The organism is Pseudazoarcus sp. NS34, from assembly GCF_059703725.1.
Genome location: NZ_BAAKIZ010000002.1, coordinates 136,230 through 152,471, shown reverse-complemented (window position 1 = coordinate 152,471; position 16,242 = coordinate 136,230). Strand labels below are relative to the sequence as shown.

Here is a 16,242-nt window from a genome sequence, read left to right as displayed (position 1 = left end):
AAGGCGCCCGCGGGCGCCTTTCTTCATTCGGGCAGGTCACTCGCCTGCACCAGGAACACCATGTCGTCACCACCCGAAGTCGGAATCCAAACCAGCGGCAGATCAGGGAAGGCCGCTTCAACCAGATCGCGGTTGTGCCCGACCTCGACGGCCAGCACACCATCCGTCGTGAGGTGTGCGCGCGCACCGGCGATGATGTGGCGCACCACATCCATGCCGTCTTCACCCGCAGCCAGCGCCATGCGCGGCTCGTGCAGGTATTCGGCGGGCAGCGCGTCCATGGACTCGTGCGTGACATACGGCGGATTCGACACGATAAGATCGAAGCGACGCCCGGCCAGGCCGGAGAACACGTCGGTCTTCACCAGCTCGACCTGATCCTGCATGCCGTAGTCGTCGACGTTGCGACGGGCCACGGCCAGCGCATCTTCGGACAGGTCGGCCGCGACCACGCGGGCGTTCGGGAAGACATGCCCCATCACGATGGCGAGGCAGCCCGAGCCGGTGCACAGATCGAGTACGTCATGCACCTCACCATGTTCCGGCAGCCACGGCGAAAGCCCGTCGCCAAGCAGCTCGGCAAAGAACGAGCGCGGCACGATCACACGCGAATCCACATAGAAGCGGAAATCGCCGAGCCAGGCTTCGTTCACCAGATAAGCGGTGGGAATGCGCTCGTTCGCACGACGTTCGATCACGTCAAACAGCTGCTCACGCTCCTCGGCGGTGATGCAGGCATCCAGAAACGGCTCCAGACGATCCAGCGGCAGCGCCAGCGTGTGCAGCAGCAGCCACACGGCTTCGTCGTAGGCATCGCTGCAGCCATGACCAAAATGCAGCCCGCCGCGGTTGAAGCGGGTGACGGCGTAACGCAGCCAGTCGCGCAAGGTCACCAGCTCGGCCAGCGGACCGTGCTCGTGCACATGGTCGTGATCCGGGTGATCGCAGTTTTCGTCGCAGTGTTGATCGTGCATCTCAGGGCTTCGCAAGGAGGTTCTTCAGGGTGCGGGCATAGATCGCCGACAGCGGTTCGATGGAATCGACCGGCACGCACTCGTTGAGTTGGTGGATGGTGGCGTTGATCGGGCCGAACTCGACCACTTCACGGCAGATGTCGGCGATGAAGCGGCCGTCGGAGGTGCCGCCGGTGGTGGACAACTCGGTGTCGAGGCCGGCGACATCGCGGATCGCGCTGGACAGTGCCGCCACCAGATCGCCACGCCCGGTCAGGTAAGGCCTGCCCGACAGGTGCCAGTCGATGGCGTACTCGACGCCGTGACGAGCAAGAATTTCGTGCACACGTGCCTTGAGTTCGTCAGCCGTCGTGACCGAGGCAAAGCGGAAGTTGAACAACACTTCGCATTCGCCGGGGATGACGTTGTTGGCGCCGGTGCCGGCGTGGATGTTCGAGACCTGGAAGGTCGTCGGCGGGAAGAACTCGTTGCCGTCATCCCAGTGCGTGGTGGCCAGCTCGGCCAACGCCGGGGCGAAAGTGTGAATCGGATTGGTCGCCAGATGCGGATAAGCCACATGCCCTTGCTTGCCCTTCACACGCAGCGTGCCGGAGAGCGAACCGCGGCGGCCGTTCTTGATCATGTCGCCCAGGGTCTTCACCGAGGTCGGCTCACCAACGATGCAGTAATCCAGCGTCTCGCCGCGTGCGCCCAACGCCTCGACGACCTTGACCGTGCCGTGCGTGGCAATGCCCTCCTCGTCGGAAGTGAGCAGCAGCGCGATGGACCCGGAGTGGTCCGCGTGGTCAGCCAGGAAGGCTTCGATGGCGGTGACAAAGGCCGCCAACGACGTCTTCATGTCAGCCGCGCCACGGCCATACAACTTGCCGTCGCGAATTTCGGGCAGGAAGGGGTCGGAGTCCCATTTGTCGAGCGGGCCGGTCGGGACAACATCGGTATGGCCGGCAAAACACAGCACCGGCGCGGCCGTACCGCGCCGCGCCCACAGATTGCTGACGCCACCGACGTCGATGCGCTCGAAACGGAAACCGAGCGGCGCAAGGCGCTGCTCGATCAGCGCCAGACAACCAGCGTCTTCAGGGGTGACCGAATTGCGCGCGATCAGCGCGCGGGCAAGTTCTAGGGTAGGGGATGCGGCAGATGCGGACATGGGTCTGTTCGTTGGATGCCCTCCGGCACGTGCCGGAGGGATGCCTCATTGCTGAGGCGAGTCTTCGGTGTTGAGCGTAAAGCCGCTGAACGAGCCGCCACCATCAGGGCCGTCTCCACTGCGCGGCTTGTTGCCGCTGCGGCTTTCCTTGACCTGGGCGTTGTTGATGAGCCAGTGCAGGTTGCTCGGCGAATCGGCGTTGGCCAATGCCTCGTCGAGGCTGATGAGCTTCTCGCGGTACATCCGATACAGATCCTGCTCGAAAGTCTGCGAGCCGGGCGACAGGCTTTGCTCCATCGCCTCTTTGATCTCGTTGAGGTTGCCGGCTTCGATCAGCTCGCCAATGTGGCGAGTGTTCATCAGGATCTCGACGGCCGGCGCGCGCAGCCCGTCGGGCTTGCGCACCAGACGCTGCGAGACGATGCATCTGAGCGCCACGGCCAGATCGAGATACAGCAGGGAGCGGTTCTCGAGCGGGAAGAAGTTAACGATGCGGTTGAGCGCGTGATAGGCGTTGTTGGCGTGCAGCGTGGCCAGACACAGGTGCCCGGTCTGCGAGTAGGCCAGCGCGGCCTGCATGGTCTCGCGGTCGCGAATCTCGCCGATCAGGATGCAGTCGGGCGCTTGGCGCATGGCGTTGCGCAGGGCGTCATGCCAGGAGTGCGTATCGATGCCGACTTCGCGCTGGTTCACGACTGACTTGCTGTGCGAGAACAGGTATTCGATCGGGTCTTCGACCGTCAGGATGTGCCCCGACTGGTTGCGGTTGCGGTGATCGATCATCGACGCCAGCGTGGTCGACTTGCCCGAACCAGTGGAACCCACGACCAGCACCAGACCGCGCTTCTCCAGCACGGTCTCGGCCAGTGCCGAGGGCAGGCCGAGTGTGTCGAGCGTCGGGATGTCGCCCTGGATGAAGCGCACCACCACCGCGATGCTGTTGCGCTGCCAGAAGATGTTGATGCGGAAGTTGCCGATGTTGCGCGCGCCGCGCGAGACGTTGAGCTCGCGATCTTTGTCGAAGCGCTCAAGCTGCTCCGGCGTAACCAGCTCTTCGACCATCTTGCGGATCATGGCGGGGTCCATGATCTGCTGGTTGATCGGCATGGTGTGGCCCTGAACCTTGATGTGGATCGGGGCGCCCGCGCTGATGAAGATGTCCGAGGCCTTCTTCTCGGACATCAGCTGGAACAGTTTGTCGAAAATCATCGCTGGCACACTCCTGCAGGGGCAGGGGCTTGTCGCCCCCGCGGGTCATGCGGCGGTCTGCAGGGCGCTCAGGCGCCGCGCAGCAGTTCGTTGATGGCGGTCTTGGAACGCGTCTGGGCGTCCACCTTCTTCACGATCACGGCGCAGTAGAGGCTGTACTTGCCATCGGCCGACGGCAGGCTGCCCGGCACCACGACCGAACCGGCCGGCACACGGCCGTAATGCACTTCGCCGGTTTCGCGATCATAAATGCGGGTGCTCATGCCGATGTACACGCCCATCGAGATTACCGCGTTTTCCTCGACGATCACGCCTTCGACGATTTCCGAACGCGCGCCGATGAAGCAGTTGTCCTCGATGATGACCGGGCCGGCCTGCACCGGCTCCAGCACGCCGCCGATGCCCACGCCGCCCGACAGGTGCACGTTCTTGCCGATCTGCGCGCACGAACCGACGGTGGCCCAGGTATCAACCATCGAGCCTTCATCCACGTAGGCGCCGATATTCACGTAGGACGGCATCAGCACCACATTCTTGCCGATGAAGGAACCACGGCGCGCAACGGCCGGCGGCACTACACGGAAACCGCCTTCGCGGAACTGCTCCGGCGTGTAGTCGGCGAACTTGGTCGGCACCTTGTCGAAATACTGCGTGGCGCCGCCCGGCATGGGTTCGTTGTCGGCCAGACGGAAGGAGATAAGCACCGCCTTCTTCACCCACTGGTTCACCACCCACTTGCCGTCGACCTTCTCAGCCACGCGCAGCGTGCCGGCGTCGAGCCCGGCGAGCACTTCATTCACCGCATTGCGGATCTCGGCCGGAGCGGAGGAGGGGGACAGGGTGGCGCGCGCCTCGAAGGCGTCGTCGATGATCTTCTGCAGTGCTGAGGACATTGGAGGTTCCGTTTCTTGTTTTACAGGGAGCGGCACAGCGCGGCGATGCGCTCGGCGCCTTCGATGCATTCGGCGGTCTCGGCCACCAGCGCGATGCGGATGAAGCCCGCGCCAGGGTTGATGCCACCGGATTCGCGGGCCAGAAAGCTGCCCGGCAGGACCGTAACATTATATTCGGCGACCAGCCGACGGGCGAACTCGGTGTCCGACACCGGCGTACGCGCCCACAGGTAGAAGCCGGCGTCCGGCACCTCGACGCCCAGATGCGGCGCGAGGATGGGCGTGACCTTGGCGAACTTTTCGCGGTACAGGCGGCGGTTGTCTTCGACGTGGGCCTCGTCGTGCCAGGCCGCAACGGACGCCGCCTGCACGGCCGGACTCATCGCGCAGCCGTGGTAGGTGCGGTAGGCATGGAAGGCGCGTACCAGCTTCGCATCGCCCGCCACGAAGCCCGAGCGCAGGCCCGGCACGTTGGAGCGCTTGGACAGGCTGGAGAACATCAGGATGTTGCGGAAGTCGCTACGGCCGAGCTGTGCCGCAGCCTGCAGCGCGCCGACCGGCTTGGCGGCCTCGTCGAAGTAGATTTCCGAGTAGCACTCGTCCGACGCAATGACGAAACCGTAGCGGTCGGACAGTTCGAACAGTTCGGCCCATTCGGCCACCGTCATCACGCGGCCGGTCGGATTTCCCGGCGAACAAACGTACACCAGTTGTACGTCGCGCAACACCGCTTCGGGAACGCCCGTGAAATCCGAGGCAAAGCCGTTTTCCGGGCGGTTATTGACGAACACGGCCTCGGCACCGGCCAGCAGCGCCGCGCCTTCGTAGATCTGATAGAAGGGGTTCGGTGCCAGCACCTTCGCGCCCGGACGAGTGGCGTCGATCACGCACTGCGCAAAAGCGAACAGCGCCTCACGTGTACCGGTAACCGGCAGCACCTGCGTAGCCGCGTCGGTACCGTCCAGCCCATAACGACGGCCGATCCATGCCGCGATGGCTGCGCGCAGCGCGTCGGTGCCCTGGGTCGTCGGGTAGGTGGCCAGGCCGTCAAGGTTGTCGGCTAGCGCCTGCTTGATGAAGGCTGGCGTGGCGTGGCGCGGCTCGCCGATGGACAGACGGATCGGCGCGAGTCCGGCCGGCGGCGTGGCGCCATCGAGCAGCTCGCGCAGTTTCTCGAACGGGTAGGGGTGGAGGCGGTCCAGGTTCGGATTCACGGCAATGGCAGCAGCATTTCGGAAGGGGATGTCGGGCGGGCGAAACAGGCCGGCAATGGTATCATGGCGCGCCATCCCGGAACCCGCTCCAGCAGCCGAAAACGTGCGACTCGCCAAGCTCAAACTCGCCGGATTCAAGACCTTCGTAGACCCGACCACGGTGGTCACGCCGGGCAATCTGGTCGGCGTCGTCGGGCCCAACGGCTGCGGCAAGTCCAACATCATCGACGCGGTGCGTTGGGTGTTGGGCGAGATGCGCGCCAGCGCACTGCGCGGCGAATCCATGCACGACGTCATCTTCAACGGCTCGACCACACGCAAGGCGGTGCAACGCGCGAGTGTCGAGCTGGTTTTCGACAACGCCGAAGGCCGCGCTGCGGGGCAGTGGTCGCGCTATGCCGAAATTGCGGTCAAGCGCGTGCTCGACCGCAGTGGTGAGTCCAGCTACCACATCAACAACACCCAGGTGCGCCGCAAGGACGTCATCGACCTGTTCCTCGGCACCGGCCTGGGCCCGCGCGCCTACGCCATCATCGAGCAGGGCATGATCTCGCGCATCATCGAGGCCCGCCCCGAGGACATCCGCGGCTTTCTCGAAGAAGCCGCTGGCGTCACCAAATATCGCGAACGCCGCAAGGAAACCGAAGGCCGGCTGTCGGATGCACGCGACAACCTCGCGCGTCTCGAAGACATTCGCGGCGAACTCGGCGAGCGTATCGACCACCTGCGCGAACAAGCCCGTGTCGCCAGCCGCTACCGCGAACTGCACACCGCCCACGAGCAACGCCAGCAACTGCTGTGGCTGCTCAAGCTGACCCAGGCGCGCGACGAGCAGCAGCGCATGGAGCAGGAACTGGCGGCGACCTCGTCTCGCCTGGAAGCGGATAGCGCCCGTCTGGCCGAGCTGGAAGCGATGGTCGAGGCGGCACGCGAACAACACCAGCAGTTCTCCGAGACCACGCAGGAAGCGCAGTCGGCGCTGTTCGCAGCCTCGGCCGAAGCCAGCCGCCTCGACAGCGAATTGCGGCACCTCAACGACACCCGATCCCGGCTGGAACAGCGCCTGGCCGAACTCGCCGCTTCGCTGGCTGACTGGCAAGCGCGCGAACGCGCGGCCGTGCAGGACGGCGAGCGCTGGAACGAACTGCGCGACAACGCCGAAACGCGCGCCGAGCAAGCCGCTGCCCGCCACGCCGAGATTGCCGATCGTCTGCCCGGCGTGGAAGCCGAGCGCAGCGCCGCCGATGCCGCTGTTGCGCAGGCACGCCGTGAGTTGAGCGATACCGAACAGCGCCTGCGTGTCGAGGAAACCAATCGCAGCAACGCCCGCCGCGCTATCGACCAGCTCGCACAGCGCCGCAGCCGGTTGGAGGACGAAGCGGGCCGTATCGAAGGACCGGATGCCACAACGATTGCGCGCGACGAGGCCAAAGTCGAAGCGCTGCAAAGCACCCTGTCCGACGCGCAGCACGCGCTGGCCGAACACCAGACGCGCTGGCCGGACGCGCAGGCCGCGCTGAAACGCGCCATCGAACACGAACAACTCGCGCGCCGTGCGCTCACCGAGCAACGCGCCCGCCGCGACGCATTGGCGCAATTGCAGGCGCGCGTGCAGACCAGCGGAAAGCTGGGTGACTGGCTCGAAAAGCACGGCTTGGCCACCCTGCAGCCCTTGTGGCGACACATCGAAGTTGAGACCGGCTGGGAGCGCTCGGCCGAGGCCGTGCTGCGCGAGCGTCTGGCGGCCTTGACCGGCGTGAGCGCCGAGCACGCCGCAACCGTACTCGGCGACATCCCGCCGGGTTCGCTAGCGCTGGCCTTTGCTGACGGCGCAGGCGCGACCGAAATCAGTCCGCCTTCTCCGGATGCACAAGCCTTTGCAAAGCTGATCCGCAGCGCCGATCCGGCGATCGGGGGGCTGCTTGCCGACTGGCTCAACGGCGTGTTTGCAGTCGATTCGCTGCAGCCCTGGCTGGCGCGTCGCAGTGCGCTGCAGCCCGGCTGCATTCTGGTCGACAAGCAAGGGCGCTGCCTCACCCGCAATGCGCTGATCAGCCACCTGCCGGATGACCGCACGCATGGCGTGATCGAGCGCCAGCGCGAAATCGACACGCTCAACACCCGCATCGAAACCTTGCAGCACGAAGCCGAAGTTGCCCACGAAGCCGTTACGGTTTGCGAACAGCAGGCGGCGGAACTGCAGGAAGGGCTCAACGCCGCACGCCGCGACGCGCAGGCGTTGCAGCAGCAACTGCACACCGCACAGGTCGAGCTGCTCAAACTCGTGCAGGCCGGCGAACGGGCGACCGAGCGGCGGGCACAGCTCGAACACGACCTGGCCGAACTAGCGCGTCTGGAAGAAGCCGAGCGCGAACACGTGCAGCGCGCCGAAGCCGAGCACGGACGCAGCGCCGAGCTTGCGGCAATCCAGCGCGAACGGCTGTCTGCCGCGCAGGAAGTGCTGTCCGAGCGGGAGCAGGATGTGCGCGAAGTGCGGCTGCTAGAGCAATCCGCCGCGCGCGAGGAGCAGGAAGCACGTTTCTCGCTGCGCGAATGCGCGGCCAAGCTGGAGGAAGCGGCGCGCGCTGCGACGTTGGCAGCAGAGCAGATCGCGCGCATCGCGGCCGAAACCGCTACGCACGAGGACACCCTGGCAGCCACTGACGTATCGCGTTGCGAGGCCGCGCTGCAGGAGGCCTTGGCTTTGCGCGCTCGTCGTGAGGCGGAGCTGTCGTCCTGCCGGGATGCGCAGGAAGACGCCTCTGCACGGCTGCGCCAATGCGAAGAACAACGGCTTTCATGCGAACACGCCGCCGCGCCGCTGCGTGAGCGCATCGGCGAACTGCGCCTGGCGGTGCAGGCGGCTTCGATGGCTGCAGCGCAGTTCGACGAACGCCTGAGCGAAGCTCAGGCCGACGTCGAAGCCTTGCGCCCGCTGCTCAGCGACGATTTGCGCGAAGCCTCGCTGACACGCGAAGTCTCGCGTCTGGCGCGCGAGATCGAGGAGCTCGGGCCGGTCAACCTCGCGGCACTCGACGAAGTCACCAGCGCCGAAGAGCGCCGCGGCTATCTGGATGCCCAGAACGACGACCTGAGCGAAGCCATCGGCACGCTGGAAGACGCCATCCGCCGCATCGATCGCGAGACGCGCGAGCAGTTACGCCAGACTTACGAAACCGTTAACGGCCATTTCGGGGAAGTGTTTCCGCAGCTTTTCGGTGGAGGCCAGGCCGCACTGGTGATGACCGGCGAAGAGATCCTCGACGCCGGCATCCAGATCGTCGCGCAGCCGCCGGGCAAGAAAAACAGCTCGATACATCTGCTCTCGGGCGGCGAAAAGGCGCTGACCGCGATCGCGCTGGTATTCTCGATGTTCCAGCTCAACCCCGCGCCGTTCTGCATGCTTGACGAAGTGGATGCACCACTGGACGATGCGAACACCGAACGCTACTGCAACATGGTGCGACGCATGTCTGCGCAGACGCAGTTCGTGTTCATCAGCCACAGCAAGATCACGATGGAAATCGCCGAACAACTGGTCGGCGTGACAATGCAGGAACAAGGGGTCTCGCGCGTCGTGGAAGTAGACATGGAAGCGGCCTTGCGCCTGGCCGAACCGGCCGCCGCGTAGTACCCAGGGATTTGCGGCTCAGCTTCTGCGCCGCGCATGGCAATACCGCCTCAGGGCAGGACGGTTCCGGCAAAGAGCGGAATCACTAACAGGAACAACGATGGACAGCGAACTGCAGATTGGCCTGATCGCACTTGGCGTCGCCGCCGTAGTCGGCATTCTTGCCTACAACAAGTGGCAGGAACGCAAGCACCGCAAGATCGCGGAATCCACCTTCCGTTCCGACCACCCTGATGTGCTGCTGGGCGCCGCACCGCGCCGCCGCATCGAACCGAGCCTGGACGGCGATACGGTGGAGGCCGACGACGACTTCGAAGCGCTCGACGCATTCGAGCCAGTGGAGCCGCTGGAGCCGCTTGAACCGACCGAAGATTTCCGCGACGACGATCAGCCCACCGGGCGTCACGCCTTGCCGCAGATTCCGCGCGAACTGGATCCGCGCGTCGATTGCATCATCTGCATCGAAGCCATCGAACAGCTCGACATCGCACGCTTCTGGACGGCCCAGAGCGAGCAGTTGCGCGATCTCTCCAAGGCCGTGCGCTGGTTCGGCTTCGACGATGGTGACAACCATTGGCACGCGCTCACGCCGCACAGCGTTGGCGATTTCCACTGGTTGTGCGTGGCTTTGCAGATGGTCGACCGTCGCGGCGCGATCGACGAACACGAGTTCCGCAGCTTCACCGAAGGCGTGCAGCGCGTCGCCGACCAGTTCCTCGCCGTGCCGGCCAATGCGCCTGCGCGCACGGTTGCCCTCGCCAATGCAGCCGACACCGACACGCTGTGCGCCAGCGTGGACGTGCAGGTCGGCATCAATCTGGTCGCTCTGCGTGCGCCGTTTCCGGGAGCACGCATCCGCGCGCTGGCTGAATCCTGCGGCATGCACCTGGCCGACGATGGCAGCTTCCACTCCAGCGACGCGCAGGGTCGGCCGCTGTTCATGCTGAGCAACCACGAAACCGAACTGTTCGACGCCAGCAGCATGCCGGAGCTGTACACCCACGGCATGACCTTCATCATCGACGTGCCGCTGGTCGCCAATGGTGCGTCGGTATTCGACTCGATGATGCGTATTGCCGAAGTCATGGCCGAATCGCTCGACGGTGACATCGTCGATGACAACCGCGCGCCCTTCGGGCAAGACGAGGCCAACGTGATACGCCGCCAGATCCAGCGCATCCAGGCGCAGATGGAGGAGGGCGGAATCCCGCCCGGCGGCACGCTGGCTGCGCGCTTGTTCTCGGCCTGAGCGAAACACCGATGACTGGCAGCAGTGCTGAGCGCGTGCAGGCTCTACGCGAGCGCCTCGAGGCGTGGAATCACGCCTACTACGTGCTCGACGCACCGAGCGTACCGGACGCCGAGTACGACCGCGTTTTCCGCGAACTGCAAGCACTCGAACAAGCCCATCCCGAACTGCTCACCGCTGATTCACCCACGCAGCGTGTCGGGGGCGCACCAGCGCCCAACCTCAAACCGGTACGCCATGCCGTGCCGATGCTGTCGATCCGCACCGAGACCGACATTACCGAGCAGGGCGCGCGCAATTTTGATGCGCGCGTGCGCAATGCGCTGAAGCTCCCGTCTGACGCGTCGCCGGTGCGTTATCTGGCCGAACTCAAGTTCGATGGCCTCGCCATCAATCTGCGTTACGAAGACGGGCTGCTGGTGTGCGCCGCCACGCGCGGCGACGGCAGCACGGGCGAGGACGTCACGCACAACATCCGTACCATTCGCCAGATACCGCTGCGTTTGCGCGGTACGGCGCCGCCGGTGCTCGAAGTTCGCGGCGAGATCTACATGCGCCGCGACGCCTTCGAGCGCCTCAATGAGCGCCAGCGCGAGACGGATGACAAGGTCTTCGTCAATCCGCGCAATGCCGCGGCCGGCGCCGTGCGCCAGCTCGATCCGCGCATTGCCGCGCAGCGGCCGCTGTCATTCTTTGCCTACGGCATCGGCGAGCACGCCGGCTTCGACCTGCCACCCACCCAGTCCGACATGCTTGAGGCCCTTGGTGCTGCCGGATTTCCGGTGTGCGAGCACCGCACGCTGTCTGAAGGCGTCGATGGTCTGATCGCCTTCCATGCCGAAATCGCCACGCTGCGCGACCGCCTGCCTTACGACATCGATGGTGTGGTCTACAAGGTCAATGACTTCGCGCTGCAGGAGCAGCTCGGATTCGTCACCCGCGAACCGCGTTGGGCCGTGGCGCACAAATACCCGGCTCAGGAAGAGATCACCGAACTGCTCGACATTGAGGTTCAGGTAGGTCGTACTGGCGCGCTAACTCCTGTCGCAAGGCTCGCGCCAGTGTTCGTCGGCGGCGTCACGGTCACCAACGCGACCCTGCACAACCAGGGCGAAATCGACCGCAAGGATGTGCGTATCGGTGACTTCGTGATCGTGCGCAGGGCAGGGGACGTGATTCCGGAGGTCGTCGGGCCGGTGATCGATCGTCGCCCGACGGAGCGCGAATTACCGCGCTTTCACCTCATCGAACGCTACCCGAGCTGCCCGGTATGCGGCTCGGCCACCGTGGCGACCGAAGGCGAGGCGGTCATCAAGTGCTCAGGCGGACTGCACTGCAGCGCACAGCGCAAGCAGGCATTGCTGCATTTCGCGAGCCGGCGCGCCGTGGACATCGACGGCCTCGGCGAAAAGATCGTCGAGCAACTCGTTGACCGTGGCTGGGTGAAGAGCCCGGCCGAGCTCTACTCCTTGACCCCGCAACGGCTGGAGACGCTCGATGGCTTCGCCGAGGTGTCGGCCAACAAGCTTTACGAGGCGATCCAGCACAGTCGCGACGTGACACTCGATCGGCTGGTGTTCGGGCTCGGCATTCCCGGCATCGGCGAGACCTCGGCACGCGAACTGGCGCGCTTTTATGGCTCGATCGAGATGCTCGAGCGTGGGACACTGCTCAGTCTGCAGATGGTGCCCGACATCGGCCTGGCAACGGCGCTCAACGTGCAGCGTTTCTTTCGCGACGCCGAGAACCGCGAAGTCATTGGCGCCTTGCTCGACCCGCAAAACGGCATCCGCAATCCGCTGTTCGAGCGGGCGCCGACCGCGGTGAGCGCAACGCAAGTACTTGCAGCGCTGAGGCCGCTGCAGGTCAGCGAAGAAGATGGCAGCATCGAAATCATTGCCGATGGATTGGGCAAGCGCAGCGAAGATCGCGTTGCCGAACTACACCCGGCGCTGCTCGAACTGCGTGACGAGGCCTGGACGCCCGGCCGTCTTGCTGACGAAAGCGGCTTGTCCGCGCGACAGGCCTCAGCCGTACTTGATCGCATCCGCAGCGATGCGGCGAGTGCGCTATTCGAAGAATTCGCCTGTCTGGGCATAATCGTCGGCACAGCGCCCGAAGCACATGATGAAGGCCGCCTCGCCGGCAAAACCTTTGTGCTCACCGGCACGCTGCCGACGATGAGCCGTGACGCAGCCAAGGAACTCATCGAGGCGCAAGGCGGCAAGGTTGCCGGCTCGGTGTCCAAGAAAACGCACTTTGTCGTGGCCGGTGCCGAAGCTGGCTCGAAACTGACCAAAGCCGAGGAACTCGGCATTCCCGTACTCGACGAGGCGGGCCTGCTCGCACTCGTCGGCAACCCCTGAAGCAACGCCCCCAAGGACGATAGATGAAGAAGATCACCAAGGCCGTTTTCCCCGTTGCCGGCATGGGCACACGCTTTTTGCCCGCCACCAAGGCCAGCCCCAAGGAAATGCTGCCCATCGTCGACAAACCGCTGATCCAGTATGCGGTGGAAGAGGCCGTGGCCGCAGGCATCACCGACATGATCTTCATCACCGGCCGCACCAAGCGCGCCATTGAAGACCACTTCGACAAGGCCTACGAACTGGAAACCGAGCTCGAGGCACGGGGCAAGAAGGAGTTGCTGGATCTGGTCCGTCGTACGGTGCCGGCCTCCGTGAACTGCATCTACATCCGGCAGGCCGAAGCGCTGGGACTGGGTCACGCCGTACTGTGCGCGTCGCATGTCATCGACGACGATGAGGCCTTTGCGGTCATGCTCGCCGACGACCTGCTCGACAACCCGGGCGGCAAAACAGTGATGCAACAGATGGTGGAGGTCTACAACTACCACCGCTGCTCGGTACTGGGCACCATGAACGTGCCGCGAGAGCACACACGCCAGTACGGTATCGTCAGCACCGAAGGCAAGGACGGCAAGGTCATGCGAGTGGCCGGCATCATCGAAAAGCCCAAACCCGAAGATGCTCCGAGCACCCAGGCAGTGGTTGGCCGCTACATCCTCACGCCGCGCATCTTCGAATACCTGCGGGCAGTCAAGCCCGGCGCCGGCGGCGAGTTGCAGCTCACCGACGGTATTGCAGCGCTGCTTAACAACGAAGCGGTACTTTCCTACGAGTTGGAGGGAACGCGCTACGACTGCGGCTCGAAGATCGGATATCTGAAGGCCACCGTCGAGTTCGGGCTGCGGCACGCAGAAGTCGGCGCAGAATTCGACGCCTATCTGAAATCGCGTCAGTCGGCTGACTGAGCCGCTTTGGTGCCGCTCCAGTTGCGGTGCCACGCGATGAAGGCCGCGAGCGGCAGGGCAGGTGAGTACAGGTAGCCCTGGGCGTGCACGCAGCCCAGGGCCTTGACGGCTTGCGCCACGGCACTGGTTTCCACGCCCTCGGCCGTGACTTCCTTGATGCCCAGCCGGTCGGCGAGCTGCACCACTGCGCTGATGATCTCGCGATCATGCTGCGACTCGGTGGCGTTGCGGATGAAGCTCTGGTCGATCTTCACCTCCTGCACCGGCAGATTGCGCAGATAGCTCATGGTCGAGAAGCCGGTACCGAAATCGTCAATGGACAGACTCACGCCGCGCGCCCTGAAGTCGTGCAACACGGCTCGCACCGTTGCAGTGTCGTCGACCATGCCGGTTTCGGTGATTTCCAGGCGTATGGACGAAGGCGCCACCTTGCGTGTATCGAGCGCCTGAGACAGCAGGGCCGGCAATTCGACATCCAGCAGGTCTCCGGCAGACAGGTTCAGTGAAAGCTGGATGTGAATGCCTTCGTCGGCCAATGCACGGACGTTTTCGGCGGCTTCCATGAACAGCCAACGCGTGAAGTAGCTGCGCAGGTCGAGCTGATCGATCGACGCCAGCACATCGAGCGGCGGCAACCAGCCGTCGTCAGCCAGCGCAAAACGCAACAGGGCTTCGGCGCTGTCGCAACGGCCGTCATCCAACCGCACCTTGGGTTGCAGAAAAAGGCGGAAACCCTGGCCCGACAGCAGGCTCTTGCGAATGGCACGTTCGATCTCCTCTTGCCGGAAAGACAGATCGGATTCCATCTCCGGCACGTACCGCCCGTGCGCTCCGGGATTCAGGGATTTTTGATGCACTGCGATGCGTGCGGCCTGCACCAGCTCAAGCGGGGCAGGGGCATCGTCCGGCCACAGGGCGCCGCCGAACTGCAGGCGCGGCGGAAATTCCTGCCCCTCGACGACGAGTACAAGATCGGCAAACGTCCGTTCGAGCTTCAGCAAGGCCAACTCAAGCACAGCGGGGCTGCGCAGGTCGGGAAGCAATAGCAACCATTCCCCGGCGGTCAGCCGATACACGCCGTCGCCGTCACGCAAGACCTCTGCCAGCCGCGCCGACAGAGCGGCTTCAAGCTGCAAGAAGGCGTCCGGCAACATGCGCCGAAAACGCGAGTTGTCGGCCAGGGTGGCGATGATCACAGCACATGGCCGCGCGTCGCTTGTCATGGCGCGCGCGAGGGCATCGAGGGCACGACTGAGTTCTGCGGATGGGGCGAGAGGTCGCATCGTCAGTCGAGAAAGAAATCGCGCGGATCCAGCCCGTGCGATCCGGGCGGCAATGCCCGCACGATGCGGTAGTCCTCGCCCGAGGGCTGAGCCGGCGACAGCAAGAGGTCGATGCTGCGGGGGTAGCGTTCCAGCGACTTGTCCGGCCCGAGTAGCACCAGCACCTTGGGCTGCAGCCTGCGTACCCGATGTTGCTGGATCACCACGGCGACTTCACCACTGTTCAGTTCCACCAGCGTGCCGACAGGATACAGCCCGACGCATTGCAGGAACTGGTCAACCAGCGCGTCGGCAAAGGCACTGCCGCGACTCTGCTGGATGCGCTCCAGAGCGCCCTGCGGACTGAGTGCGTCACGGTACGGTCGGCGCGCAACCATCGCGCAATAGCTGTCCACCAGGCCGGAAGCCTGCGCGGCGATATCGAGTCGATTGTCGTGCAAGCCAAGCGGATAGCCGCTGCCATCAACCCGCTCATGGTGCTGCGCAATGATGGTGCGCACCGGCGCAGGAAGATTTCCCTGTTCGCCAAGCAGCGCCAGGCTGTGATCCACATGCGTGCGCACATGGGCGACTTCCGCCTCGGTCAGGGGCTCGACCTTGCCGAGCGTGGCCGGATCGAGCTCAAGCTTGCCGACGTCCTGCAGCAAGCCGGCGACGCCCATGGCCTGGATCTGAGCCTCCTGCAGACTCAGAAAGCGCCCGAAGACCATCAGATGGACCGACACGCTGAGCGCGTGGTCGTAGGTCGGAATGTCGCGTTGGCGCAAATGGCTCAGCCACAGCAGGGCGTCGGCGTTGCGTCCGACGCTTTGGGCCATCTCACCGATCAGGCTGTCGATACGACTGATCTCGTAATGTCCGCGCGACTTCAGTGATTCCAGCAAAAACGCGAACGCCCCCATTACCTCGTCGGCAATCGGGGCCACATATTCGAGTTCGGCATCGATACGACTACGCCCGTCCTGATCAACTGGCGGCGGCACCGCCAATTTGCGCTTGAGCGGCTTGCCGCTGCGCAGTTGCCGGCTGATGGCGAGAAACGCCAGCGCATCCTCGGAAGGATTACGCGCAACTCTTACGGGGTCTGGCTCGTCAAGAGCCCGGCGGTATTGAGCGCCCTGCGAAAGCAGGCGATCGACTCTGACATTGCGACAACAGGTCTGCAGATCGGCAATCTGATCGTTGTTCTCGATCAGAAAACCCTGAAACCAGAAAGGCGTTCCCAGCCACGGACGATCAAGCTCCGCGACATACATACCGACCTTCAGGTCGTGAGTGGAAACGGTTTCGATCAAGTTCTGCCCCAGCCGGCGACATTCTGGTCGAGTCTAGCACCAGTTGTCGCAAGCCGGACAGAGGCCGGAC

11 protein-coding genes are annotated in these 16,242 nt (G+C 64.4%); 4 read left to right on the top strand and 7 right to left on the bottom strand.

The window, feature by feature from the left end:
• Nucleotides 1-23: 23 nt before the first annotated feature.
• The 5 genes from prmB to dapC all read right to left on the bottom strand — a co-directional run bounded on the left by prmB (nt 24) and on the right by dapC (nt 5,440).
• Nucleotides 24-974 (bottom strand): 50S ribosomal protein L3 N(5)-glutamine methyltransferase, encoded by a 951-nt coding sequence (prmB, locus tag AC6H0N_RS07040; RefSeq protein ID WP_497573389.1) that lies wholly within the window; start codon nt 972-974, stop codon nt 24-26.
• A gap of 1 nt (nt 975) precedes the next feature.
• Nucleotides 976-2,124 carry a succinyl-diaminopimelate desuccinylase gene (dapE, locus tag AC6H0N_RS07035; RefSeq protein ID WP_497573388.1) on the bottom strand — a complete coding sequence of 383 codons (1,149 nt, stop codon included), beginning with the start codon at nt 2,122-2,124 and terminating at the stop codon, nt 976-978.
• 45 nt (nt 2,125-2,169) lie between these two features.
• The gene (locus AC6H0N_RS07030; protein ID WP_497573387.1) at nt 2,170-3,333 is read right to left on the bottom strand and encodes a PilT/PilU family type 4a pilus ATPase; all 1,164 of its coding nucleotides are present in this window, start codon (nt 3,331-3,333) and stop codon (nt 2,170-2,172) included.
• A gap of 68 nt (nt 3,334-3,401) precedes the next feature.
• The gene (gene dapD, locus AC6H0N_RS07025; RefSeq protein ID WP_497573386.1) at nt 3,402-4,226 is read right to left on the bottom strand and encodes a 2,3,4,5-tetrahydropyridine-2,6-dicarboxylate N-succinyltransferase; all 825 of its coding nucleotides are present in this window, start codon (nt 4,224-4,226) and stop codon (nt 3,402-3,404) included.
• Between the two features lie 20 nt (nt 4,227-4,246).
• The gene (dapC, locus tag AC6H0N_RS07020; protein WP_497573973.1) at nt 4,247-5,440 is read right to left on the bottom strand and encodes a succinyldiaminopimelate transaminase; all 1,194 of its coding nucleotides are present in this window, start codon (nt 5,438-5,440) and stop codon (nt 4,247-4,249) included.
• A 103-nt stretch (nt 5,441-5,543) separates the two neighbouring features.
• On the opposite strand from dapC, the gene smc reads away from it, so the two are divergent.
• The 4 genes from smc (at nt 5,544) to galU (ending at nt 13,594) form a co-directional block, all read left to right on the top strand.
• Entirely contained in the window at nt 5,544-9,071 is a 3,528-nt protein-coding gene (smc, locus tag AC6H0N_RS07015; RefSeq protein ID WP_497573385.1) for a chromosome segregation protein SMC, read from the top strand.
• A 100-nt stretch (nt 9,072-9,171) separates the two neighbouring features.
• A complete protein-coding gene (locus AC6H0N_RS07010) occupies nt 9,172-10,320 on the top strand; it encodes a cell division protein ZipA (RefSeq protein ID WP_497573384.1) in 1,149 nt (382 codons plus the stop codon).
• A gap of 11 nt (nt 10,321-10,331) precedes the next feature.
• Nucleotides 10,332-12,686 (top strand): NAD-dependent DNA ligase LigA, encoded by a 2,355-nt coding sequence (gene ligA, locus AC6H0N_RS07005; protein ID WP_497573383.1) that lies wholly within the window; start codon nt 10,332-10,334, stop codon nt 12,684-12,686.
• Between the two features lie 23 nt (nt 12,687-12,709).
• Nucleotides 12,710-13,594 carry a UTP--glucose-1-phosphate uridylyltransferase GalU gene (galU, locus tag AC6H0N_RS07000; protein ID WP_497573382.1) on the top strand — a complete coding sequence of 295 codons (885 nt, stop codon included), beginning with the start codon at nt 12,710-12,712 and terminating at the stop codon, nt 13,592-13,594.
• On the opposite strand, the gene AC6H0N_RS06995 is transcribed toward galU, so the two are convergent.
• Both AC6H0N_RS06995 and AC6H0N_RS06990 read right to left on the bottom strand, forming a co-directional pair.
• Nucleotides 13,579-14,790, bottom strand: coding sequence for an EAL domain-containing protein (locus tag AC6H0N_RS06995; RefSeq protein ID WP_497573381.1), 1,212 nt, complete (start codon nt 14,788-14,790; stop codon nt 13,579-13,581). The two genes, galU and AC6H0N_RS06995, sit on opposite strands and share 16 nt — an antisense overlap.
• Before the next feature lie 89 nt (nt 14,791-14,879).
• Nucleotides 14,880-16,172 (bottom strand): cyclic di-GMP phosphodiesterase, encoded by a 1,293-nt coding sequence (locus AC6H0N_RS06990; RefSeq protein ID WP_497573380.1) that lies wholly within the window; start codon nt 16,170-16,172, stop codon nt 14,880-14,882.
• Nucleotides 16,173-16,242: the final 70 nt, after the last annotated feature.